Origin of the sequence: Caldimonas thermodepolymerans, assembly GCF_015476235.1 — a bacterium.
GTDB classification, from domain to species: Bacteria; Pseudomonadota; Gammaproteobacteria; order Burkholderiales; family Burkholderiaceae_C; genus Caldimonas; species Caldimonas thermodepolymerans.
In genome coordinates this window covers 194,897-216,413 of record NZ_CP064338.1, presented here as the reverse complement: position 1 = coordinate 216,413, position 21,517 = coordinate 194,897, and the positions used below count along the sequence as shown (strand labels likewise).

At 70.6% G+C, this 21,517-nt stretch carries 21 protein-coding genes; 9 read left to right on the top strand and 12 right to left on the bottom strand.

Translation table 11 applies throughout. The annotated features are described in order from the left end of the window. Positions 1 to 12 precede the first annotated feature (12 nt). Entirely contained in the window at positions 13 to 327 is a 315-nt protein-coding gene (locus tag IS481_RS01055; RefSeq protein ID WP_104357428.1) for an NAD(P) transhydrogenase subunit alpha part 2, read from the top strand. Positions 328 to 333: 6 nt separating this feature from the next. Continuing rightward, positions 334 to 1,758 (top strand): NAD(P)(+) transhydrogenase (Re/Si-specific) subunit beta, encoded by a 1,425-nt coding sequence (locus tag IS481_RS01050; RefSeq protein WP_104357488.1) that lies wholly within the window; start codon positions 334 to 336, stop codon positions 1,756 to 1,758. A 90-nt stretch (positions 1,759 to 1,848) separates the two neighbouring features. On the opposite strand, the gene IS481_RS01045 is transcribed toward IS481_RS01050, so the two are convergent. Then, a complete protein-coding gene (locus IS481_RS01045; protein WP_104357427.1) occupies positions 1,849 to 2,292 on the bottom strand; it encodes an Hsp20/alpha crystallin family protein in 444 nt (147 codons plus the stop codon). Between the two features lie 160 nt (positions 2,293 to 2,452). Further along, positions 2,453 to 2,626, bottom strand: a complete 174-nt coding sequence (locus IS481_RS01040) for a hypothetical protein (protein ID WP_170067460.1) — start codon at positions 2,624 to 2,626, stop codon at positions 2,453 to 2,455. A 412-nt stretch (positions 2,627 to 3,038) separates the two neighbouring features. Between IS481_RS01040 and IS481_RS01035 the strand changes: the two genes are divergently transcribed. Beyond that, positions 3,039 to 4,706 (top strand): long-chain-fatty-acid--CoA ligase, encoded by a 1,668-nt coding sequence (locus tag IS481_RS01035; RefSeq protein WP_104357426.1) that lies wholly within the window; start codon positions 3,039 to 3,041, stop codon positions 4,704 to 4,706. Between the two features lie 83 nt (positions 4,707 to 4,789). Further along, on the top strand, positions 4,790 to 5,539 hold the full coding sequence (locus tag IS481_RS01030; protein ID WP_104357425.1) for a 5'-methylthioadenosine/adenosylhomocysteine nucleosidase: 750 nt from the start codon (positions 4,790 to 4,792) through the stop codon (positions 5,537 to 5,539). A gap of 4 nt (positions 5,540 to 5,543) precedes the next feature. Here IS481_RS01030 and IS481_RS01025 read toward each other — a convergent pair whose 3' ends face one another. From IS481_RS01025 to argS, 7 genes are all read right to left on the bottom strand, one after another. Beyond that, complete coding sequence (locus tag IS481_RS01025) at positions 5,544 to 6,767, bottom strand: THUMP domain-containing class I SAM-dependent RNA methyltransferase (RefSeq protein ID WP_104357424.1); 1,224 nt, start codon at positions 6,765 to 6,767, stop codon at positions 5,544 to 5,546. Positions 6,768 to 6,926: 159 nt separating this feature from the next. Next, positions 6,927 to 8,453, bottom strand: coding sequence for an RNA polymerase factor sigma-54 (locus tag IS481_RS01020; RefSeq protein WP_104357487.1), 1,527 nt, complete (start codon positions 8,451 to 8,453; stop codon positions 6,927 to 6,929). A 29-nt stretch (positions 8,454 to 8,482) separates the two neighbouring features. Then, a complete protein-coding gene (gene lptB / locus IS481_RS01015) occupies positions 8,483 to 9,250 on the bottom strand; it encodes an LPS export ABC transporter ATP-binding protein (RefSeq protein ID WP_104357423.1) in 768 nt (255 codons plus the stop codon). Further along, on the bottom strand, positions 9,247 to 9,870 hold the full coding sequence (lptA, locus tag IS481_RS01010) for a lipopolysaccharide transport periplasmic protein LptA (RefSeq protein WP_104357422.1): 624 nt from the start codon (positions 9,868 to 9,870) through the stop codon (positions 9,247 to 9,249). Before lptA ends, lptB begins: the two co-directional genes overlap by 4 nt. Positions 9,871 to 9,984: 114 nt before the next feature. Further along, a complete protein-coding gene (locus IS481_RS01005) occupies positions 9,985 to 10,623 on the bottom strand; it encodes a thiol:disulfide interchange protein DsbA/DsbL (RefSeq protein ID WP_104357421.1) in 639 nt (212 codons plus the stop codon). A gap of 69 nt (positions 10,624 to 10,692) precedes the next feature. Beyond that, complete coding sequence (locus IS481_RS01000; RefSeq protein WP_104357420.1) at positions 10,693 to 11,301, bottom strand: SPOR domain-containing protein; 609 nt, start codon at positions 11,299 to 11,301, stop codon at positions 10,693 to 10,695. A 67-nt stretch (positions 11,302 to 11,368) separates the two neighbouring features. After that, positions 11,369 to 13,054, bottom strand: coding sequence for an arginine--tRNA ligase (argS, locus tag IS481_RS00995; RefSeq protein ID WP_104357419.1), 1,686 nt, complete (start codon positions 13,052 to 13,054; stop codon positions 11,369 to 11,371). 91 nt (positions 13,055 to 13,145) lie between these two features. On the opposite strand from argS, the gene IS481_RS00990 reads away from it, so the two are divergent. The 3 genes from IS481_RS00990 to IS481_RS00980 all read left to right on the top strand — a co-directional run bounded on the left by IS481_RS00990 (position 13,146) and on the right by IS481_RS00980 (position 17,015). Continuing rightward, complete coding sequence (locus IS481_RS00990) at positions 13,146 to 14,483, top strand: serine/threonine-protein kinase (protein WP_104357418.1); 1,338 nt, start codon at positions 13,146 to 13,148, stop codon at positions 14,481 to 14,483. Between the two features lie 91 nt (positions 14,484 to 14,574). Continuing rightward, entirely contained in the window at positions 14,575 to 16,431 is a 1,857-nt protein-coding gene (locus tag IS481_RS00985; RefSeq protein ID WP_170067459.1) for a putative bifunctional diguanylate cyclase/phosphodiesterase, read from the top strand. Positions 16,432 to 16,496: 65 nt separating this feature from the next. Beyond that, positions 16,497 to 17,015, top strand: a complete 519-nt coding sequence (locus IS481_RS00980; protein ID WP_194963325.1) for a flavin reductase family protein — start codon at positions 16,497 to 16,499, stop codon at positions 17,013 to 17,015. Here IS481_RS00980 and IS481_RS00975 read toward each other — a convergent pair. After that, positions 16,996 to 17,412 carry a tautomerase family protein gene (locus IS481_RS00975; RefSeq protein WP_104357485.1) on the bottom strand — a complete coding sequence of 139 codons (417 nt, stop codon included), beginning with the start codon at positions 17,410 to 17,412 and terminating at the stop codon, positions 16,996 to 16,998. The genes IS481_RS00980 and IS481_RS00975 overlap by 20 nt on opposite strands. Positions 17,413 to 17,505: 93 nt before the next feature. Here IS481_RS00975 and IS481_RS00970 point away from each other — a divergent pair, with 93 nt between their 5' ends. Together IS481_RS00970 and trxC are read left to right on the top strand one after the other, a co-directional pair. Beyond that, positions 17,506 to 18,420: a LysR family transcriptional regulator gene (locus IS481_RS00970; RefSeq protein WP_170067458.1), complete on the top strand. Its 915-nt coding sequence runs from the start codon at positions 17,506 to 17,508 to the stop codon at positions 18,418 to 18,420. A gap of 88 nt (positions 18,421 to 18,508) precedes the next feature. Further along, positions 18,509 to 18,931 carry a thioredoxin TrxC gene (trxC, locus tag IS481_RS00965; protein ID WP_104357415.1) on the top strand — a complete coding sequence of 141 codons (423 nt, stop codon included), beginning with the start codon at positions 18,509 to 18,511 and terminating at the stop codon, positions 18,929 to 18,931. An 82-nt stretch (positions 18,932 to 19,013) separates the two neighbouring features. Here the strand turns inward: trxC and IS481_RS00960 are convergent, their stop codons facing one another. Both IS481_RS00960 and IS481_RS00955 read right to left on the bottom strand, forming a co-directional pair. Then, complete coding sequence (locus tag IS481_RS00960) at positions 19,014 to 20,267, bottom strand: carbohydrate porin (protein ID WP_132765804.1); 1,254 nt, start codon at positions 20,265 to 20,267, stop codon at positions 19,014 to 19,016. A gap of 158 nt (positions 20,268 to 20,425) precedes the next feature. Beyond that, a complete protein-coding gene (locus IS481_RS00955) occupies positions 20,426 to 21,508 on the bottom strand; it encodes an ABC transporter ATP-binding protein (protein ID WP_104357413.1) in 1,083 nt (360 codons plus the stop codon). Positions 21,509 to 21,517: the final 9 nt, after the last annotated feature.

Genomic DNA, 21,517 nt, shown 5'->3' with positions numbered 1-21,517 from the left:
GAGGCTCGAACGATGGAATCCATCAGCCCCGTGATCATCAACCTGATCATCTTCGTGCTCGCCATCTACGTGGGCTACCACGTGGTCTGGAACGTCACGCCCGCCCTGCACACGCCGCTGATGGCGGTGACCAACGCCATCTCGGCCATCGTGATCGTCGGCGCCATGCTGGCCGCCGCGCTCACCGAGACCGGCCTGGGCAAGGCCATGGGCACGCTCGCCGTGGCCCTGGCCGCCGTCAACGTCTTCGGCGGCTTCCTCGTCACGAGGCGCATGCTGGAGATGTTCAAGAAGAAAGAGAAGAAGTCCGCCGCGGAGGGCAAGTAAATGGAGCTGAGCCTGAACCTCGTGACGCTGCTGTACCTGGTGGCGTCGGTCTGTTTCATCCAAGCGCTCAAGGGCCTGAGCCACCCCACCACGTCGATCCGCGGCAACATCTTCGGCATGGTCGGCATGGCCATCGCGATCCTGACCACCGCGGCGCTGATCGTCAAACTCAGCGGCCAGGCCGCCCCCGGCATGGGCTACGTGCTTGCGGGCCTGGTGGTCGGCGGCGGCATCGGTGCGGTGATGGCGCAACGCGTCGAGATGACCAAGATGCCCGAGCTGGTCGCCTTCATGCACAGCATGATCGGCCTGTCGGCGGTGTTCATCGCGATCGCGGCCTGCGTCGAGCCCTGGGCCTTCGGCATCACCGCCCCGGGCGAGGCCATCCCCTACGGCAACCGCGTGGAACTGGCGCTGGGCGCGGCGATCGGCGCGATCACGTTCAGCGGCTCGGTGATCGCCTTCGGCAAGCTCTCGGGCAAGTACAAGTTCCGCCTGTTCCAGGGCGCGCCGGTGGTCTTCAAGGGCCAGCACCTGCTGAACCTGGTGCTGGGCCTGGCGACCGTCTTCTTCATCGTCGGCTACACGATCAGCGAGGCGAAGGTCGACTTCGTCATCCTGCTGGCGCTGTCCTTCGTGCTGGGCGTGCTGATCATCATCCCGATCGGCGGCGCGGACATGCCGGTGGTGGTGTCGATGCTCAACAGCTATTCGGGCTGGGCGGCCGCCGGCATCGGCTTCTCGCTGAACAACTCGATGCTGATCATCGCCGGCTCGCTGGTGGGCTCCTCGGGCGCGATCCTGAGCTACATCATGTGCAAGGCGATGAACCGCTCGTTCTTCAACGTGATCCTGGGCGGCTTCGGCGGTGACGCCGCGGCGGGCGGTGCCGGCGCGCAGCAGCAGCGCAGCGTCAAGAGCGGCAGCGCGGACGATGCGGCCTTCATCCTGTCCAACGCCGAGAGCGTGATCATCGTGCCGGGCTATGGCCTGGCGGTGGCGCGCGCGCAGCACGCGGTCAAGGAACTGGCGCAGAAGCTGACCGAGAAGGGCGTCAACGTGCGCTACGCCATCCACCCGGTGGCCGGCCGCATGCCCGGGCACATGAACGTGCTGCTGGCCGAGGCCGAGGTGCCGTACGACCAGGTGTTCGAGATGGAGGACATCAACGCCGAGTTCGGCCAGACCGACGTGGCCATCATCCTGGGCGCCAACGACGTGGTGAACCCGGCCGCGCAGGTCAAGGGCAGCCCGATCTACGGCATGCCGATCCTGGAAGCCTACAAGGCCCGCACGGTGATCGTGAACAAGCGCTCGATGGCCGCGGGGTACGCGGGCCTGGACAACGAGCTGTTCTACATGGACAAGACCATGATGGTGTTCGGCGACGCGAAGAAGGTCGTCGAGGACATGGTCAAGGCCATCGAGTAAGCCGCGGCGCGTCACCCTGGCGGGTGAGGCCGGCAACGGAAAAGGGGCGTCGCCGCCAGGCGGGACGCCCCTTTCTTCATGGCCGCCGGATCACTTGACCTCGATGGTCTTCGCGCGCGCCGGGCTGCGCTTGGGCAGCGTCAGCGAGAGCACGCCGTTGTCGAAGGTCGCGGTGGCCGCGCCGTCGTCGACGTCGCACGGCAGCGTGAAGCCGCGCGACCAGCTGCCGTAGTACATCTCGCGCAGCAGCGTGCGTTCACCGTCCTTCTTCGTTTCCCGGCTTTCGCTGCGCGACTCGGCGGAGATCGAGACGTAGTTGCCGTCGACCGAGATACGGATGTCCTCGCGCTTGACCCCCGGCAGCTCGGCCTTCACCTGGAAGGCCTTGTCGTCTTCCACGATGTCCAGGCGGATCTCGCCCGGCACGCGTGCGGCCGGCCAGTCGGGCAGGCGCAGGAAGCGACGGAACAGGTCGTTGAAGTTGTCGAAGCGCATCAGGTCGTCGCGCGGATCGAAACGGGTCAGTGCACTCATGGAAAGCTCCTTTCGTGAGTCAGTCCAGTCGTCGGGCTGCACCTGAGAATCTAGTGAGCCTGCGGCGCGCGTCCTTGAGGGAACGCAAAGCGCACCGGCGGTGCCGGTCCGGTATGGACCGGACGCTGGCGCGGATCAATCCGCCGGCGGCGGGAGCGCCTCACCGGGTCGGGTTGCCCGCTGCCGTCTCGCCTTCGATCCGGATCGCGCCCGCTTTGCGATCGGTCGGCAGGACGCGGGCGCCGGCCGGCGCCCGTGCGCTGCTCGCGCCGAAGGCGGCCACGGCGGTGGCGGCGAGGATCCAGTGGCGCGTCGTCCGGGTCGGGCGATGCACGTCCGTCTCCCGGGTCGGTCGTGTCCATCGGGCGCAGGCAGCGCCTGCGCGCCGCGTTCCTTCTGCAAGGACGGAAGGTCGTGCGCCGCAGGGGCTTTCCGGACGCGAAATCCGTAACGCGGGAGGTGCCGTAACTTGACCGACAATCCTCGGTGGCCCGGCACCTCGCATCGCCCCGTCGCCTGCCGCGACCCGTGGGGCTGCACCTGGTACGCAGGAGGACGCGGCACGGCCCGACAGGCCGGCGCCCCGTCCGGTCACGCATCCGCCGCCCCTGCCGGGGACGGTCCGTGCATGCAGCGCCCGGCCCGCGTGCTGCGCATGGCACCACGCGGTCAACGCTATCGAAACACCTGATGAGGTGGCGTCAGCCATCCGTCAGAATCGCGGCTCTTACGCGGAGAACCACTGGATGAACAAGGTCTGGCTCAAGCATTACCCGGAGGGCGTGCCCCACGAGATCGATCCCGGTCAGTACGGCTCGCTGGTCGAACTGCTCGAAGAAAGCTTCCGCAAGCACGGTGACCGCGTCGCCTACCGGTTCCTGGGCAAGGCCATCACGTTCCGCCAGGTCGACGACCAGTCGCGCGCCTTTGCCGCCTACCTGCAGAGCCTCGGGCTGGAAAAGGGCGACCGCGTCGCGGTGATGATGCCCAACGTGCCACAGTACCCGATCGCGGTGGCCGGCATCCTGCGCGCCGGCATGGTGCTGGTCAACGTCAACCCGCTGTACACGCCGCGCGAACTGGAGCACCAGCTCAAGGACGCCGGCGCGAAGGCCATCGTCATCATCGAGAACTTCGCCCGCACGCTGCAGGAATGCCAGGCCCACACGCCGACCAAGCACGTCATCGTCACCTCGATGGGCGAGTCGATCGGCCTGAAGGGCATGATCGTCAACTTCGTCGTGCGCCACGTGCGCAAGATGGTGCCGCCGTTCCAGCTGTCCGGCGCGGTGCGCTTCAAGGACGCCCTGGCCGCCGGCCGCAACGCCAGCCTGCGCACGCCCGAGCTGCGGCCCGACGACATCGCGGTGCTGCAGTACACCGGCGGCACCACCGGCGTCAGCAAGGGCGCGGTGCTCCTGCATCGCAACATCATCGCCAACGTGCTGCAGTGCGAGGCGTGGTACCAGCCGGCGCTGCGCAAGATCCCGGCCGGCGAGCAGATCGTCACCGTCTGCGCGCTGCCGCTGTATCACATCTTCGGCTTCACGGTGAACATGATGCTGTCGATGCGCACGGGCGGCAGCAACATCCTGATCCCGAACCCGCGCGACATCCCCTCGGTGCTGAAGGACCTGGCGCGCCAGCGCTTCCACAGCTTCCCGGCGGTCAACACGCTGTTCAACGCGATCGCCCGCCATCCCGACTTCCACACCGTCGACTGGAGCGGGTTGCTGCTGAGCGTGGGCGGCGCCACCGCCGTGCAGCAGGTCACCGCCAGGCTGTGGCTGGAGAAGACCGGCTGCCCGATCGTCGAGGGCTACGGCCTGTCGGAGACCTCGCCGGTCGCCAGCTGCAACCCGACCAACAGCACCGAGTACACCGGCACCATCGGCCTGCCGCTGCCGTCCACCGAGTTCAAGCTGCTCGACGACCAGGGCAACGAGGTGCAGCCCGGCATGCCCGGCGAGATCTGCATCCGCGGGCCGCAGGTGATGGCCGGCTACTGGCAGCGCCCGGACGAGACCGCCAAGGTCATGACGCCGGACGGCTTCCTGCGCACCGGCGACGTCGGCACGGTGGACGAGCGCGGCTACTTCAAGCTGGTGGACCGCAAGAAGGACATGATCGTCGTCTCGGGCTTCAACGTGTACCCGAACGAGGTCGAGGACGTGGTCACGCAGATGCCCGGCGTGCTGGAGTGCGCCGCCATCGGCGTGCCCGACGAGCGCTCCGGCGAGGCGGTCAAGCTGGTCATCGTGCGCAGCAACCCGGCGCTGACCGAAGCCGAGGTGCGCGCCTTCTGCGAGCAGAACCTGACCGGCTACAAGCGCCCGCGCATCATCGAGTTCCGCACCGAGCTGCCCAAGACGCCGGTGGGCAAGGTGCTGCGGCGCGAGCTGCGCAACGGCTGAGCGCGGCCCCCTACCGCGCGGCACGGCCCGATGGCAACATCGGGCCGTTTCCATTGGCAGGCACGAAAAAGGAAAGGAATCCGATGGGTCGCATCGCGATCATGGCGGCCATGCACGAGGAACTGGCCGCGCTGCTGGCGTCGATGCCGGACGAGCAGAAGGACACCGTCGCCGGGCGCGAGTTCTGGGTCGGGCATCTGGAAGGCCGCGAGGTGGTCGCGGTGCTGTCGCGCATCGGCAAGGTCGCCGCCGCGACCACCGCCACGCTGCTGGTCGAGCGCTACGGCGTGGACGCGCTGCTGTTCACCGGCGTGGCCGGCGGCCTGGGCGCGGGCGTACGCGTGGGCGACGTGGTGGTCGCTGATGCCCTGCTGCAGCACGACATGGACGCCTCGCCGATCTTCCCGCGCTGGGAGGTGCCGCTGTACGGCCGCTCGCGCTTCGAGGCCGACGCCGCGATGAGCGAGCGGCTGCGCGCGGCCGCCGCCGACGTGCTGGCGCACGCGGACACGCACCTGGGCGCGCAGGCGCTGGCCGGGTTCGGCATCGCGTCGCCCGCGGTGCACCGCGGGCTGATCATCAGCGGCGACCGCTTCGTCAGCACCGCGGCGGAAAGCGGCGCGCTGCGCGCGGCGCTGCCCGATGCGCTGGCGGTGGAGATGGAAGGCGCCGCGGTGGCCCAGGTCTGCCACGACCTCGGCGTGCCCTGCGCGGTGATGCGCACCATCTCGGACCGCGCCGACGACAGCGCGCACCTGGACTTCAACGCCTTCATCCGCGAGATCGCGAGCCGCTACAGCGTGGCCATCGTGCGCCGCTACCTGCGCGGCTGAGCGCTCAGTCGTCGCGCATGCGGCCGGCGACGATGTCGAAGCGGAACAGCCGGCACTCGATCGGCCCGTTCCACAGCGGCACGCGCCGGCTTTCCTTCAGGCGCATGCGCGAGGGCAGCTTCATGTCGGGGCTGAGCACCCAGGCGGTCCAGCCGCCGAAGTGGCGCTTCCAGTGCGCCGCCAGCCGGGGGAAGAAGTCGTCGGCCATGCCCGTCTCGTCGACGCTGCGCGCCACGCTGCCGCGCACGGCGATGCGCTCGCCGTAGGGCGGGTTCATCACCAGCGTGCCGTGCAGGCCCGGCGGCAGCGCGGGCGCCGGCCGCTGCAGCACGTCGCCGCCGTGCAGCTCGATCGCGTGCGCCACGCCCGCGCGCTCGGCGTTGCGGCGCGCGAAGTCGACCATGCGGAACGCCACGTCGCTGGCGTACACCGGCACCGCGGGGGCATGCACGCGCTCGCGCGCCTGCCGCTTCAGCTCGGCCCACTGGGCGCGCACCTGCGGCCCGGCGAACGGCGCCAGCCGCTCGAACGCGAAGGCGCGCCGCAGCCCCGGCGCAATGCCGCAGGCGATCTGCGCCGCCTCGATCGCGATGGTGCCGGAGCCGCAGCAGGGGTCCAGCAGCGCGCCGCCCTGGTCGGGCCGGCCTTTCCAGCCGGCCGCGGCCAGCATCGCGGCGGCCAGCGTCTCCTTCAGCGGCGCCTCGCCCTTGTCCTCGCGCCAGCCGCGCTTGAACAGCCGCTCGCCCGAGGTGTCGGCGTACAGCGTCGCGTGGTCCTCGGTCAGGTGCAGCATCACGCGCAGCAGCGGGCGGCGCGTGTCCACGTCGGGGCGCTCGCCCGCCTCCTCGCGCATCACGTCGCACAGCGCGTCCTTGATGCGCAGCGCCGCGAAGTTCAGGCTGCGCAGCGGCGAGCGCTGCGCGGTCACGTCGACCTTGAAGGTGTCCCGGGGGCTGATCCAGGCCTGCCACGGCACCTGGCGCGCCAGCGCGTAGAGGTCGTCCTCGCTGCGGTAGCGCCCGTGGGCCACCCGCACCAGCACGCGCTGCGCGAGCCGGCTTTCCAGGTTGAGCGCCATCACCGCGCGCGCATCGCCCCGCAGGGCGATGCCGCCGCGCTCCAGCGTGCCGCTAGTCCCGGGCCCGAGGATGGCCATCGCCTCGTCGGCGAGCAGCGCCTCGACGCCTCCCGCGCAGGGCAGGAACAAGTCAAAGAGTGGTACGTGCATGCAGAAGAACCGTCATGTCCTGGCGCCGGTCACCGACTCGCGGGATCGTTGCCCGTGCGGCACCTGGCGCACATGCCCCCTGGCTGCCGGGCCGGCGCGCTGGATGCAGGCGGCTTGCGCCGGCCCGGCGGCGACCGAAGGGCCGTACGGGGTGGGCCATCAGATGCTCTTGCGGAGATTGGCCGGCGCGATCTTCAGGGCCTCGCGGTACTTGGCCACCGTGCGGCGCGCCACCTGGATGCCCTGCTCCTCGAGCAGCTGGCTGATCTGGCTGTCCGACAGTGGCTTCTTCGGGTCCTCGGCGCTGACCAGCTGCTTGATCAGCGCGCGCACCGCGGTGCTCGACGCGTTGCCGCCCGCGTCGGTGTTGAGCGAGGAGCCGAAGAAGTACTTCAGCTCGAAGGTGCCGAACGGCGTGGCCATGTACTTGGCGGTGGTCACGCGCGAGATGGTCGATTCGTGCAGGCCCAGCTCGTCGGCGATCTCGCGCAGCACCAGCGGCTTCATCGCGATCTCGCCGTGGCTGAAGAAGTTCTTCTGCCGCTCGACGATGGCCTGCGAGACGCGCTGGATGGTCTCGAAGCGCTGCTGGATGTTCTTCATGAACCAGCGCGCCTCCTGCAGCCGCGCGCTCAGGGCCTGGCCGCTGTCGCTGCTGCGCTGCTGCTTGAGCGCCTGCGCGTACAGGTCGTTGATGCGCAGCTTAGGCATCACGTCCGGGTTGAGCACCACCTTCCAGCCGCGCCCGGACTTCTGCACGATCACGTCCGGCACGATCACGTTGGCCTCGGCGCGCGTGAACGGCCGGCCCGGCTTGGGTTCCAGCGAGACGATCAGCGCCTGCGCCTGGCGCAGCAGCTCCTCGTCGGCGCCGGTGGCGGCCATCAGCTTCTTGACGTCGCGCCGCGCCAGCGCCTCGAGGTGGTCCTTGCAGATCATCAGCGCGATGATCTGCGCCTCGCTGCGCTCCATCGCGCGCAGCTGCAGGCACAGGCACTCGGACAGGCTGCGCGCGCCCACGCCGGTGGGCTCCATGTTCTGCAGCCACTTGAGCGCGCAGCGCAGGCGCTCGAGCAGGTCCTCGCGCGCCTCCGGATCGTCGTTGCCGTCCAGCAGGCGCTCGGCGATCTCCTCCAGCGGGTCGGCGAGGTAGCCGTCCTCGTCGAGGGACTCGATCAGCACCATCACCGCCGCGGCGTCCTCGGGCGCCAGGCGCATGCCGAGCAGCTGCTGGCGCAGGTGGTCCTGCAGCGTGATGCCGGGCGAGGCGCGGTCGATCGGGTCGAGGTCGTCGTCGTCGACCGCCCCGTTGCGCGTGCTGGGCGTCTCGCGGATGCCGTCGAAGTCGTCGCGCTCGGTGCCGTTCTCCCAGTCGTCGCGCTCGGTGGCGCCCAGCTCGACCGTGTCCAGCGTGGGCGCGGCCTCGGCCGCATCGAAGCTGTCGGCGCCGGCCTGTTCGGCATCGGCCGCGGCGCGCTCCTCGCGCGTCAGCGGACGCTCGGGCGCGGCCAGCGCGGGTTCGGCGGCGTAGTCCTCGTCGGGTTCGAGGAACGGGTTCTGTTCGAGCATCTGCTCGACCTCCTGGTGGAGTTCGAGCGTGGACAGCTGCAGCAGCCGGATCGACTGCTGCAGCTGCGGCGTCAGCGCCAGATGCTGCGAAAGACGGACCTGCAGGGAGGGTTTCATGCCGCTCATGGTGTGTTCATCACGCGGCCTTACATGCGGAAGTGCTCGCCGAGGTAGACCTTGCGCACGTCAGGGTTCTCGACGATGTCCGCCGGCGTGCCTTCGGCCAGCACCTGGCCCTCGCTGATGATGTAGGCGTGGTCGCAGATGCCCAGCGTCTCGCGCACGTTGTGGTCGGTGATCAGCACGCCGATGCCGCGCGCCTTCAGGAAATTGATGATGCGCTGGATCTCGATGACCGCGATCGGGTCGACGCCGGCGAACGGCTCGTCGAGCAGGATGAAGCGCGGCTGGGTCGCCAGCGCCCGCGCGATCTCGACGCGCCGGCGCTCGCCGCCGGACAGCGCCGGGGCGGGCGTGTGGCGCAGCTTCTCGATGCTCAGGTCGTGCAGCAGGCCGTTGAGGCGCTGCTCGATCGCCTCGCGCGACAGCGGCCGGCCGTCGGGGCCGTGCTGCAGCTCCAGCACCGCGCGGATGTTCTCGGCCACCGTCAGCTTGCGGAAGATCGAGGCTTCCTGCGGCAGGTAGCTCAGGCCCAGGCGCGAGCGCTCGTGGATCGGCAGGCGCTCGACGTTGCGCCCGTCCAGCGTGATCTCGCCGGCATCGGCGCGCACCAGGCCGACGATCATGTAGAAGCTGGTGGTCTTGCCCGCGCCGTTGGGACCGAGCAGCCCGACGACCTCGCCGCTGCGCACCGACAGGTGCACGTTCTTGACCACCTTGCGGGCGCCGTAGGTCTTCTGCAGGCCCCGGGCTTCGAGCCGGCTGGGGCCGGACTCGGACACGACGGCGCTCATGGCTGCTCCTGCGCGTCGGAAGCCGCCGGCGCGGGGGTGCCGGCCGAGCCGCGCGGCGACAGCGTGCCGCTGACGCGCCCGCCCCCGTCGGCGCTGCTGCCGCCGGCCACCGAGAACACCTCGGCGACGTTGTCGTAGGTGATGGTCTGCCCCCGGATCTCGTCGCTCAGCGTGGTGCCCACGTAGCGGCGCACCACCGCGGCACCGACCAGCCTGAGCGTGTCGGTGCGGCCGTCGTACTCGATGCGCTCGGCCTCGCCCTCGATGTATTCGTCGACCCGGTCGCGCTTCTGCCGGTAGTGCGCCGGCTTGCCGGCCGCGCCGATCGCCACGGCCCACTGGTGCCCCTCGGGCGTCTGCCGCACCTCGACGCGCGCGGCGCGCATGGTCATCGTGCCCTTGGTGATCTCGACGTTGCCGGTCAGCACGTTGATCTGCCGGGCATCGTCGTAGCGCAGCGCGTCGGCGGAGAAGTTCAGCGGCATGTCGCGATCCGCCCGCTCCGCCAGCGCCTGCGGCACCGCCAGCGCGAGCCCCAGGGCCAGGCCCAGGGCCGCCGCGCGGGGCTGCGGCAGGCAACGGAGGACAGAGGCGCCGGGGCGCTCAAACAGGTGGATCATGAGGCATGAAACTTGCAGTTCGCGTCCCATTCTACCCGGCCGGCCTGCCGGTGGAACGCGAGGAGGAAGGGGATGGGGCCGCGCGGTGCCAACTTCCGCACCGCTGCGCCCCTTTCACTGCTGCTGGCGCGCCAGCCCGATCAGGTGGTCGGCCACCTCGAGCGTGCGCTCGGGCGAGTTGGTCAGGCCGCCCGAGGTCCAGTAGCGGCCGGCCACGCCGATCGCCGGCACGCCGTCGATCCGGTAGCGGGACCACAGTTCGCGGGCATGGCGCGCGCGGGTCTCGACGTCGTCGGAGCGGTAGGCCTCGACGTACTGCTCGCGCTCGATGCCGTGCTCGGCCGCGAAGGCGGCCTGCTCGGCCTCGGTGTTGAGCGGCCGGCGGTCGCGGTGGATCGCGTCGAACACCTTGCGGTGCAGGTCGTCGACCCGGCCCAGCGCCTCCAGCGCGTAGTACAGGCGCTGGTGCACGACGTAGGCGTCGCGCAGGGCCACCGGCACGCGGCGGAAGCTGACGTCGTCGGGCAGCTGCCGCTTCCACCGGTCGACCAGCGGCTCGAAGCGGTTGCAGTGCGGGCAGCCGTACCAGAAGAACTCGACCACGTCGATCCGCCCGGCGCCCAGCGTGCGCAGCGGCGGGTTCAGCACCATGTACTCGCGCCCGGGCTGCGGCACCTGCGCCCGCACGGACGGTGCGGCCAGCAGCGCACCCAGGCAGGCTCCGAGACCGGCGGTGAATTCACGACGTTTCATGGACGGTCCTCGCTCAGCAGAAATGTCGCCAGGCGGCACAGTGTGGCACGCGGGGGCTGCGGCGGGCGCTCAGCGCTGCACGCGCACCAGCGCGGCCTCGATGCCGCTGTCGGTCAGCTTCTCGCGCGCGGCGTCGGCCTCGGCCTGGGTGTTGTACGGGCCCAGGCGCACGCGGTAGACCACGCGCCCGCCCTGCTCGCGCTCGGTGATGCGCGCGCCGAACCCCAGCATCGCCAGGCGGGCGCGCTGCTGCTCGGCCTCTTCCATGCGGGCATAGGCGCCGGCCTGCACGAAGAAGGCCAGCGCCGGGTCGGCGCGGCCGGAGAGGATGGCCTCCGGGTCGCGCGTCGAGGAAGGCGCCGTCGCCACGGGCGGCTCGGCCGGACGCACCGAGCGCAGGCCCGGGGGCAGGGCGGCCGAGGCCGCCGGCAGCGCGGGCTGCGCCGGCGGCGTGGCGGCGGGCCGGCTGGCGGCACGGCCCTGCAGGGAGGCGTTCGGATCCCAGTTGCGGTTGCGCTCGGCTTCGGCCGCGTCCTGCTCCGCGGTGCGCGAGGGCACCTTGTTGACGAAAGGCACCGGCACCTTGGTGACGTAAAGCGCAACCCCCAGCGCCAGCGCCAGCCCGACGAGCAGGCCGACGATCATGCCGAGGAAGAAGCCGCCGCGTTGCTGTTTCATCTGCTCTTTCCTGTGAACGAAGCCGCCTCACGGGCCACGGGCCGCATGACACGAGTCGCGATTGTGCTCACATTTTCTCGGGCGCACCGACCCCGAGGATCGCCAGCCCGTTGCGCAGCACCTGCTTGGTGGCCGTCAGCAGCGCCATGCGCGCGCGCGTCAGCTCGGCGTCCTCCACCAGGAAGCGCACTTCCGCGTAGTAGGTGTGGTAGGCGCTGGCGACCTCGCGCAGGTAGAACGCGACGTCGTGCGGCGCCAGGCTGTCGGCAGCGCTCTTGAGCACGGCCGGGAACTCGGCCAGCTTGAGCATCAGCGCCGCCTCGGCCGGCTGCACCAGGTGCGACAGGTCGGCCGAGGCCAGCGTCGCCGGATCGCCGCCGTGGTCGCTCTGCCAGTTGCGGATCACCGAGCAGATGCGCGCGTGCGCGTACTGCACGTAATAGACCGGGTTGGCGTTGTCCTGTTCCAGCGCCAGGTCGACGTCGAACACGAACTCGGTGTCGGCCTTGCGGCTGATCAGGAAGAAGCGCACCGCATCGCGGCTGGTCCACTCGATCAGGTCGCGCAGCGTGACGTAGGAGCCGGCACGCTTGGAGATCTTGACCTCCTGGCCGCCCTTCATCACGGTGACCATCTTGTGCAGCACGTAGTCGGGGTACCCGGCCGGGATGCCGACGCCCGCGGCCTGCAGGCCGGCGCGCACCCGCGCGATCGTGCCGTGGTGGTCGGAGCCCTGGATGTTCACCACCTTGGTGAAGCCGCGTTCCCACTTGTTGATGTGGTAGGCCACGTCCGGCACGAAGTAGGTGTAGGTGCCGTCGGACTTGCGCATCACGCGGTCCTTGTCGTCGCCGTACTCGGTGGTGCGCAGCCACAGCGCGCCGTCCTGCTCGTAGGTCTTGCCGGCGTCGACCAGGCGCTGCACGGTCTGCTCGACCCGGCCGCTGGTGTACAGGCTCGATTCGAGGAAGTAGTTGTCGAACTTCACGCCGAAGGCCTGCAGGTCCAGGTCCTGCTCGTGGCGCAGGTAGGCGACGGCGAACTGGCGGATGCCGTCCAGGTCCTCCGGGTCGCCGGAGGCGGTGAACTCGCGGTCGTCGGCCTTGACGGTCTTCTTCGCGGCGAAGTCGGCGGCGATGTCGGCGATGTACTCGCCGTTGTAGGCCGCCTCGGGCCAGCCGGGGTCGCCGGGCTTGAGGCCCTTCAGGCGCGCCTGCACCGACAGCGCCAGGTTGCCGATCTGCACGCCCGCGTCGTTGTAGTAGAACTCGCGGGTGACGTCCCAGCCCTGCGCCTCGAACAGGTTGCAGATCGCATCCCCCAGCGCCGCCTGGCGGCCGTGGCCCACGTGCAGCGGGCCGGTCGGGTTGGCCGAGACGAATTCCACCATCACGCGCCGGCCGTTGGACGGCTGGCGGCCGAAGCCGTCGCCGGCGGCGAGCACCTCGGCGACGACCTGCTGCTTGGCGGCCGGCTTGAGGCGCAGGTTGATGAACCCGGGCCCGGCGATCTCCATGCTCTCGACCCAGCGCTGGAAGGCCTCGCGCTGGCCGAGCCGCTCGACCAGCGTCTGCGCCAGTTCGCGCGGGTTCTTCTTCAGCGGCTTGGCGAGCTGCATCGCCGAGGTGCAGGCCAGGTCGCCGTGGGCGGCCTGCTTGGGATTCTCGAAGGCGGCCACGGGGGCCTGGCCGGGCGCGAGCGCGGCCAGCTCGTCGGCGAGCGCCTGCAGGAGTTCTTGTTTGGCACGAATCATGCGACGATTCTACTTTTCGCGTCCTAGTTGGCTTGCCGACATCCGGCAGGGGTGAAATGATGGGCGCTTCGCCCGCACCCCGTGTTCCTGCATGACTGCCCCCGACGCCTCCGTCGCCCCCTTCACGCACATCGGTGACTACCGGGTGCTGCGCAAGCTGGGCGAAGGCGCCACCAGCGAGGTCTTCCTCTGCCGCGACGAGTTCCGCGCCCGCGACGTCGCGGTCAAGCGCGTGCGCGATGCGGCGGTGCGCGATCCGGTCGACGGGCGCTACTACTCGCGCTTCTTCGCCGCCGAGGCAGCCCTGGTCGGCCGGCTGCAGCACCCGCACGTGGTGCAGATCTTCGACGCCTCCGACAAGCCGGAGGAGCAGTACCTGGTGATGGAATACGTGCCCGGCAGCACGCTGCGCAACTACTGCCGCGCCGACCAGCTGCTGCCGCTGGAGCTGATCGTCGAACTCGGCTTCAAGTGCGCGATGGCGCTGGACTACGTGTTCCGCCAGGGGCTGATCCACCGCGACATCAAGCCGGCCAACCTGCTGACCGTGGAGGTCAACGGCCACGTGACCGATGTCAAGGTCAGCGACTTCGGCAGCGTGCTGAACCTGGGCGCCGACGTGACCCAGGTGCACCGGGTCGGCTCGCTGACCTACATGTCGCCCGAGCAGCTCGACGGCGGCCAACTCAACGCCCAGTCGGACATGTACGCGCTGGGCGCGGTGCTGTACCACCTGATCACCGGCCACCCGCCGGTCGAGGCCGACTCCCAGGCGGCGATGATCCAGCGCATCCTGCACGCGCCGGTGGTGCCGCCCAGCGAGCGCCGCCACAGCATGCACCCGGCGGTGGACGAGGTCATCATGCGCGCGCTCAACAAGCGCCCCGAGCACCGCTACGAGAGCTGGGAGGAGTTCGCCAACGCGCTGGCCTCGCTGGTCACCAACCGCCACGTGCCGCGCGGCAACATGCAGGTGGTGCTCGATTCCGAGCGCTTCAACCTGCTGCGCAAGCTGGACTTCTTCCGCAACTTCGACGACGTCGAGCTGTGGGAGGTGGTGCACCAGGCGCGCTGGCAGCGCTTCCCGGTCGGCCACAAGCTGATGAAGCGCGGCGAGCGCGGGCGCGACTTCCACATCATCGCCCAGGGCGCGATCGAGGTGTACCGCGACGGCAAGAAGGTCGAGACGCTCAAGGCCGGCATGCTGGTCGGGGAAATGGCCTACCTCGCGCCGAGCAAGGACACCCGGCTGCGCACCGCCGACGTGGTCGCGATCGAGCCGATCACGACCATCTCGTTCACCCCGGAGACGCTGGGCCAGCTGAGCCTGGCCTGCCGTGGCCGCTTCAACGAGGCCTTCATCGGGGTGCTGGTGCGCCGGCTGCACGCCGCGCACGAGGCCCTGTCGCACCCGCAGCGCATCCTCTGAGCCGGGCCTGCGGGACCGCTGCCACCCCCCGGTTTCCGGCATGCCGCAGGCGCGGAGGCTGTTGCACAATCGCGCTCAGTCCTGCTGGCCGATGAGCACCGACCCGCCCCGTCTCCCGCAGTCCTTCCCGCCTGCCGAGGCGCAGGGCGGTGCTGCCTTGCAGCAGACCCTGCTGGAGTACCAGGCGATCTTCGACCACGCTCCGGTCGGGGTCGCGGTGACCCGCGGCCGCCGCATCCAGCGCGCCAACCGCCGTTTCGAGCAGATGTTCGGCTGGCCGCGCGGCGCGCTGACCGACCGCACCGGCGAGTCCGTCTGGACCACCCCCGAGGACTACGCCGAGATCGGCCGCCTGGCCGCCCGCACGCTGGCGCGCGGCCAGCCGTTCGAGGTCGAGCGCCCGATGCGCCGCCGCGACGGCAGCACCTTCTGGGCCCGGGTGCGCGCGATGCCGATCGACCCCGCGCACCCCAGGGACGGCCCCACCGTCTGGATCATCGAGGACATCAGCGCCTACCGGCAGGCCCTGGACGCCCTGCAGCGGGCCCAGCGCGAGCTGGAGCAGCGGGTGCAGGAGCGCACCGAGGCGCTGTCGCTGGCCTACGCCCAGCTGCGCCGCGAGATCGAGGAGCGGGAAAGCGCCGAAAGCCAGGTCCGGCACCTGGCCGAGCACGACCCGCTGACCGGGCTGCCCAACCGGCGGCAGCTGGAGCTGCGCCTGGCCGAGGCGCTGCGCGAGGCGGCCGCACGCGGGCGCGGGGTCGCGGTCGTGTTCATGAACCTGGAGCGCTTCAAGACCATCAACGACTCGCTCGGCCACGTCGCCGGCGACCGGCTGCTGCAGCAGGTCGCCCGGCGCATCCGCCAGTGCGTGCCGGCACGCGACACGGTGGCCCGCCTGGGCGGCGACGAGTTCGTCCTGGTGCTGCCGGACATCGCCGGCGCCGAGGACGTCGCGCCGGTGGCCGCGCGGGTGGCCGACGAGGTGGCGCGCCCCTACGAGGTCGACGCGCAGGAGCTGCGCGTGACACCGACGCTGGGCATCAGCCTCTACCCCGACCACGGCGACACCCCCGAGCTGCTGCTCGCCCAGGCCGCCGCAGCGATGTACCAGGCGCGCGCCGAGGGCCGGCGCGGCTACCAGTTCTTCAGCGGTCGCACCGACGCCTCCTCGTCGCAGCGCCTGCGCCTGGAGAACGACCTGCACCGCGCGATCGAGCGCGGCGAGCTCGTGCTGCACTACCAGCCGCGCTACGAGCTGGCCACCGGCGCGCTGTGCGCCTGCGAGGCGCTGCTGCGCTGGCAGCACCCGCAGCGCGGCGAGGTCAGCCCGACCGAGTTCGTGCCGCTGGCCGAGGAAAGCGGGCTGATCGCGCCGATCGGCGCCTGGGTGCTGCGCGAGGCCTGCCGGCAGCTGCAGCGCTGGCAGGCGCAGGGGCTGGACGTGCGGCCGGTGTCGGTCAACCTCTCGGCGCGCCAGTTCCGCCACCAGGAGCTGCTGTCCATGGTCCACGCGGTGCTGGACGAGACCGGCGTGGCCCCGCACCTGCTCGAGCTGGAGATCACCGAGACCACGCTGATGCACAACACCGGCGAGACGCTGTCCATCCTCGGCCAGCTGCACGCGCTGGGCATCCGGATCTCGGTCGACGACTTCGGCACCGGCTACTCGAGCCTGGCCTACCTGAAGCGCTTCCCGGTCGACATGCTCAAGATCGACCGCTCCTTCGTGCACGACCTGTGCACCGACGACGACGACGCGATCATCGTCAGCGCCATCATCGGGCTGGCGCGCAGCCTGCAGCTGCGCGTGGTCGCCGAAGGGGTGGAGACGCCCGAGCAGGTGGACTTCCTCAAGCAGCGCGGCTGCGACGAGGCGCAGGGCTTCCTGTTTGGCGTGCCGCTGCCGGCCGGGCGCTTCGGCGCGCTGCTGGGCCGGCCTGCCTGATCCGTCACGCCGGCGGCCACGCGCATAGACCCGGCTGCCGGCACGCCGATCGCGTCCGCGGAATAATGCGGATCGTGAATCCGCCGCGCCGGGCCAGTGCCCCCAGTTTTTCCTCCCTCGAGTTCCGCCGTGCCCTGGGCATGTTCGCCACCGGCGTCACCATCGTGACCGGGCGCGACGTCGACGGCCGGCTCGTCGGCCTGACCGCCAATTCCTTCAACTCGGTGTCGCTGGAGCCGCCGCTGGTGCTGTGGAGCCTGGCGCGCCGCGCCGGCTCCATGCCTGCCTTCGCGCGCGGCTCGCACTACGCGATCCACGTGCTGGCCGCCGAGCAGATGCCGCTCGCGGAGCGCTTCGCGAGCAAGCACGTCGACCGCTTCGCCGGCGTCGCCTACCGGGAGAACGCCTGCGGCGTGCCGGTCATCGACGGCGCGGCCGCGGTGTTCGAGTGCTTCAACCGCAGCCAGTACGAGGAGGGCGACCACGTCATCTTCGTCGGCGAGGTCGAGCGCTGCTCGCACCGCCCGGACGCGGCGCCGCTGCTGTTCCACGGCGGGCGCTACTTCACCGAGCTGCCGCTGTGAGCTGCGCCTCGACGTAGCGGCGCTCCTGGGTGAGCCCGCCGTAGCCGTAGGCGTCGCCCCGCACCTCGTCGACCAGCACGTAGCTCGCCGGATGCAGCGGGCCGAGCAGCCCCTGCATCGCCTCGTGTACCGCCGCGACGTAGCGCGCCTTCTCGTCCTTGGTGTTGGTGCCTTCGGTGACCGAGATGCGCAGCTGGTAGCTCGCCCGCGCCTGGGCGTCCAGCGCGCGCCGTCCGATGAACCACTGTGCCGGCGGCACCGGCTCCAGATGCACCGCGGTGACCTCGGGCTGCTTGCCGAGCAGGGCAGCCGTCAGCGTGGTGACGCAGTCGGCCAGTTCGTGGGGCGCGACCGACCGTTCGGGGTCGGCGCTGTAGCGCAGGTGGGCGAAGGGCATTGCAGGCTCCCGTGTCGTGGTGATCCCACTGTAGGTTTGCGCGGATGCACGAACAAGGCGAACATCGGCATACCGGGTCTGCAGGAACGCACAATGCCGCCCGCCTCCGCACTGAACTGGGACGACCTGCGCTACGCACTGGCGATCGCCGAGGCCGGCTCGCTGACGGGGGCGGCGCGCCGGCTCGGCGTGCAGCACTCGACCGTGCTGCGCCGCCTCGACGCCCTGGAGCGACGGCTCGGGGCGCGGCTGTTCGACCGCCACCGGCAGGGCTACGCCCCCACCGAGGCCGGCGAACTGCTGGCCGCGCAGGCGCGGCGCATGCAGCCGCAGATCGACGAGATGACCCGGCGCATCGCCGGGCGCGACCTGCAGCTGACCGGCACGGTGCGGCTCAACACCTCGTACATCGCGATGCTCTACCTGCTGCCGGAGCCGCTGGCGGCCTTCGCGCGGGCGCACCCGGGCATCGAGGTCGAGGTGGCCGAGGCGATGGCGCTGGTGGACCTGTCGCGGCGCGATGCCGACGTGGCGCTGCGCATCAGCACGCAGGTGCCGCAGCACCTGGTCGGACGCCAGCTCGGCACGGTGCGCTTCCGCGTCTACGCGCGCCGGGGTGCCCCCGGCCTGCCCCGGCAGCCGCTGCCGCTGGCGGACCTGGTCGACGGGCTGCCGTGGATCGGCTACGAGCGCGACGCCTCGGGCACCTTCTACCAGCGCTGGATGCGCGGCCACGTGCCGCCCGAACGGGTGCGCCTGCGCGTGGACCTGTTCCACTCGATGGCTGCGATGCTGCGCACCGGGCTGGGCGTGGGCGCGCTGCCGACCTTCGTCGGCGCGCAGGAACCCGAGCTGGTGGCGGTCTCGAACGACCTCGCCGGCCTGGCCACGCCGATGTGGCTGCTGACGCATCCCGACCTGCGGCGCACCGCACGCATCCGCGACTTCATGCAGCACGTGGGCGAGGCGGTGGCGCAGCAGCTGTCCGCGCAGGACGACGCGCACTGAACGCGCGGCCCTTGAAACCCGCCACCGGCGCACGCACATGTGCACCAGGCCACGCTGTGCGGGGCCGTGCTGCCAGGAAGGACCGCCGATGCTGATTGCCTGCGCCCGTTGCCACACCGTCAACCGCGTGCCCGATGCGCGCCTGGCGGACGACCCGGTCTGCGGGCGCTGCAAGCAGGCGCTGCTGCCCGACCACCCGGTCGACCTCGACGACGCCAGCTTCGACGCGGTGGTGGGCGCCACCGAGCTGCCGGTGGTGGTCGACGTGTGGGCCCCCTGGTGCGGGCCCTGCCGCATGATGGCGCCCCAGTTCGAGCAGGCCGCGCGCGAGCTGAAGGGCCAGGCCCTGTTCGCCAGGCTCAACAGCGACGACAACCCGCGGACCGCGGTCCGCCATCGCATCCGCAGCATCCCCACCGTGCTGCTGTTGCGCGGCGGCCGGGAAACCGACCGCCGCACCGGTGCGATGTCGGCCCGCGACCTCGTACGCTGGCTCCAGCCAGGGCGCTGACACCTCCTCCTCCCCTGCCGGCGCCCTGCCGGAGCCCGCGCGCGGGTTGCCGTCGTGTTGACCGCTACCCCCCCGGGGGGCCTCACCACCAGGATTCGAACTGCACGCCGATCGACGAGCCGCTCTTGCGGTCGCCATAGACCTGGCTCAGGCGCGAGCTGCCCAGGCCGGTGTCGGCGTTGATCGCGTCCTGCGCCGCGTCGTTCCAGCGCGCGTAGGTGTAGAACAGGCGGATCGTCGGGCGCGAGCTGGGCAGGTTGCCCGCCGAGATCGCCCCGGCCAGCGTCAGCTTGGTCAGGTTGCGGGTCGGGCCGCCTTCGGGCTTGATCACGTCATGGCCCAGCTCGACCAGTGCGCGGAACGGCCCGCTGATGTGGGTGTCGGTGCGCCCGCCCAGCGAATACCACTTCTCGTCCTCGCCGTTGACGCGCTTGAGGCGGTACTCGGCGATCAGGTCCCACCCAGTGCGGATGCCCTCGAGCATGCCGGTCTGCTGCAGCACGGCGCGCCACTGGCGGAAGTCGTCCGCCCGCTCGATCTTCGCGCCGACGAAGGTGCTGCCGCCCAGCGTGCCCTGCGTCACGTGGTACAGGCCCAGGCGGGTGTGGGCGTTCTTCTCGGCCTTGGGCGTGGGCGGGTTGGTCGACTGGTCCTTGCTGGACGTGGTGTTGGCGTAGCCAAAGTACACCGCCAGCTCGCTGTTGGCCAGCGTCGGGATGCCGGTGTAGCGGAACGCGTGCTCGTAGCGGTTCTCCACCGCCGACGGCGCGCGCGGGTTCATCAGGAAGGCGTAGCTGAACTTGCCGATGCCCAGCTCCATGTCCTCGATGCCGGCGCCGTCGCCGTCGTGGTTCTCGAGGAACTGGTCGTTGATGCCCAGCTGCACGCGGTCGTAGAAGCGCCGGCCGGCCCAGACCTTGCCGTTGGACAGCTGCGGGATGCCCAGGCCGTAGGCGTAGGCCTGGCCGAAGCGCGCGGTCAGCTCGCTGGTGCCCGCTTCCTCGTCGCCCCAGGCGCGGTAGACCGAGGGCATGAAGTGCACGTACCAGCGCCCGCCGCCCTCGATCTCCGCCACCTTGGCGGCGAAGCTGGGCTCGATCACGTAGTCGCACTCGTTGCCGAGACGGTACTTGGTGTCGGCCCCGGGCAGCTGGAAGCACACCATGGTGCCGCCGCGCGCGTTGACGCCGGTGGCGGCGCGGGCATAGCCCGAGAACTCGATCGACACGTTGTTCTGCGCGGCGGCTCCGGCAGCGGCCAGGGCCAGCGCAGCGCCTGCGACCAGGCGTCGCTTCGGGGCGCGCATGCGCGCCTGCATCAGGTCAGACAGTCTCACTTTGGTCTCCTCCTACAGAACTGCGCCGCCGGGCAGGCGGCACCCACGAATCCGGCGGTCCGGATGAAAACGTTTACACATCGGGCACAGCCTCGTGCCGGGCGATCGATGCCGCCCTTGCGGTCACTGCCGTGCCGACGGCACTCCCTCCTTGCGTCTTACAGGCGCCGCTGCGTCGCGGCGTCGAACACGGACACCTTGCTCACGTCGATCTCGAAGCCGACCACCTGGTCGGGCCGCACGTCCAGGTCGGCCGCCGACTGCACCGCGATCGACTGGCCACGGGCATCGAGCCAGGTCACCAGGTGCGCGCCCATCGGCTCGACCAGCGCGACCCGCGCGGTGCCGGTCTGCGCACCGTTGACCGGTTTCAGCATCACGTGCTCCGGCCGGATGCCGAGCACGACCTGCGCGCCGTGAGGGGGCGCGGCCTGGAACGGGTAGCTGCCCAGGTCCACCTCCACGCAGGCGGACGTGAAGCGGGCGCGCCCGCCTTCGAAGCCCAGCCGCCCTTCGACGAAGTTCATGCCCGGCGCACCGAGGAAGCCGGCCACGAACATGTTGGCCGGCTGGTGGTAGACGTCGGCCGGCGAGCCGATCTGCTGGATGCGGCCATCCTTCATCACCGCGATGCGGCTGGCCAGCGTCATCGCCTCGACCTGGTCGTGGGTGACGTAGATCATGGTCGAGCGCAGCTCCTTGTGCAGCTGCTTGAGCTCGCGGCGCAGCTCGGCGCGCAGCTTGGCATCGAGGTTGGACAGCGGCTCGTCGAACAGGAACACCGCGGCCTCGCGCACCAGTGCCCGGCCGATCGCCACGCGCTGGCGCTGGCCGCCCGACAGCTGCGAAGGCTTGCGGTGCAGCAGGTCGCCCAGGTGCAGCATCTCGGCCGCGCGCTTCACGCGCCGCGCGATCTCGTCCTTGGGCACGCCCGCGATGCGCAGCCCGAACGACATGTTGCGTTCCACGCTCATGGTCGGATAGAGCGCGTACGACTGGAACACCATGCCGATCGAGCGGTCCTTGGGATCGGCCCAGGTGACGTCCTCGCCGGCGATCTCGATGCGCCCGGCGTGCACGTCCAGCAGCCCCGCGATCGAGTGCAGCAGGGTGGACTTGCCGCAGCCCGAGGGCCCGAGCAGCACCAGGAACTCGCCTTCCTCGACCTTGAGGTTCAGGTTCTCGAGGATGGACACGGGGCCCATGCGGACCTGGAGATCTTCGATGCAGACGCTGGCCATGTACGTTTC

Excerpts from the sequence above, each read along its gene's own strand:
- IS481_RS01020 (WP_104357487.1), bottom strand. The coding sequence starts at position 8,453 with ATGAAACCCTCCCTGCAGGTCCGTCTTTCGCAGCATCTGGCGCTGACG.
- IS481_RS01055 (WP_104357428.1), top strand. The coding sequence starts at position 13 with ATGGAATCCATCAGCCCCGTGATCATCAACCTGATCATCTTCGTGCTC.
- lptA (WP_104357422.1), bottom strand. The coding sequence starts at position 9,870 with ATGATCCACCTGTTTGAGCGCCCCGGCGCCTCTGTCCTCCGTTGCCTG.
- IS481_RS00985 (WP_170067459.1), top strand. The coding sequence starts at position 14,575 with ATGAGCACCGACCCGCCCCGTCTCCCGCAGTCCTTCCCGCCTGCCGAG.
- IS481_RS00970 (WP_170067458.1), top strand. The coding sequence starts at position 17,506 with ATGCCGCCCGCCTCCGCACTGAACTGGGACGACCTGCGCTACGCACTG.
- IS481_RS01030 (WP_104357425.1), top strand. The coding sequence starts at position 4,790 with ATGGGTCGCATCGCGATCATGGCGGCCATGCACGAGGAACTGGCCGCG.
- trxC (WP_104357415.1), top strand. The coding sequence starts at position 18,509 with ATGCTGATTGCCTGCGCCCGTTGCCACACCGTCAACCGCGTGCCCGAT.
- IS481_RS01035 (WP_104357426.1), top strand. The coding sequence starts at position 3,039 with ATGAACAAGGTCTGGCTCAAGCATTACCCGGAGGGCGTGCCCCACGAG.
- IS481_RS00955 (WP_104357413.1), bottom strand. The coding sequence starts at position 21,508 with ATGGCCAGCGTCTGCATCGAAGATCTCCAGGTCCGCATGGGCCCCGTG.
- IS481_RS00975 (WP_104357485.1), bottom strand. The coding sequence starts at position 17,412 with ATGCCCTTCGCCCACCTGCGCTACAGCGCCGACCCCGAACGGTCGGTC.
- IS481_RS01000 (WP_104357420.1), bottom strand. The coding sequence starts at position 11,301 with ATGAAACAGCAACGCGGCGGCTTCTTCCTCGGCATGATCGTCGGCCTG.
- argS (WP_104357419.1), bottom strand. The coding sequence starts at position 13,054 with ATGATTCGTGCCAAACAAGAACTCCTGCAGGCGCTCGCCGACGAGCTG.
- IS481_RS00990 (WP_104357418.1), top strand. The coding sequence starts at position 13,146 with ATGACTGCCCCCGACGCCTCCGTCGCCCCCTTCACGCACATCGGTGAC.
- IS481_RS01045 (WP_104357427.1), bottom strand. The coding sequence starts at position 2,292 with ATGAGTGCACTGACCCGTTTCGATCCGCGCGACGACCTGATGCGCTTC.
- IS481_RS00980 (WP_194963325.1), top strand. The coding sequence starts at position 16,497 with ATGCGGATCGTGAATCCGCCGCGCCGGGCCAGTGCCCCCAGTTTTTCC.
- lptB (WP_104357423.1), bottom strand. The coding sequence starts at position 9,250 with ATGAGCGCCGTCGTGTCCGAGTCCGGCCCCAGCCGGCTCGAAGCCCGG.
- IS481_RS01025 (WP_104357424.1), bottom strand. The coding sequence starts at position 6,767 with ATGCACGTACCACTCTTTGACTTGTTCCTGCCCTGCGCGGGAGGCGTC.
- IS481_RS01005 (WP_104357421.1), bottom strand. The coding sequence starts at position 10,623 with ATGAAACGTCGTGAATTCACCGCCGGTCTCGGAGCCTGCCTGGGTGCG.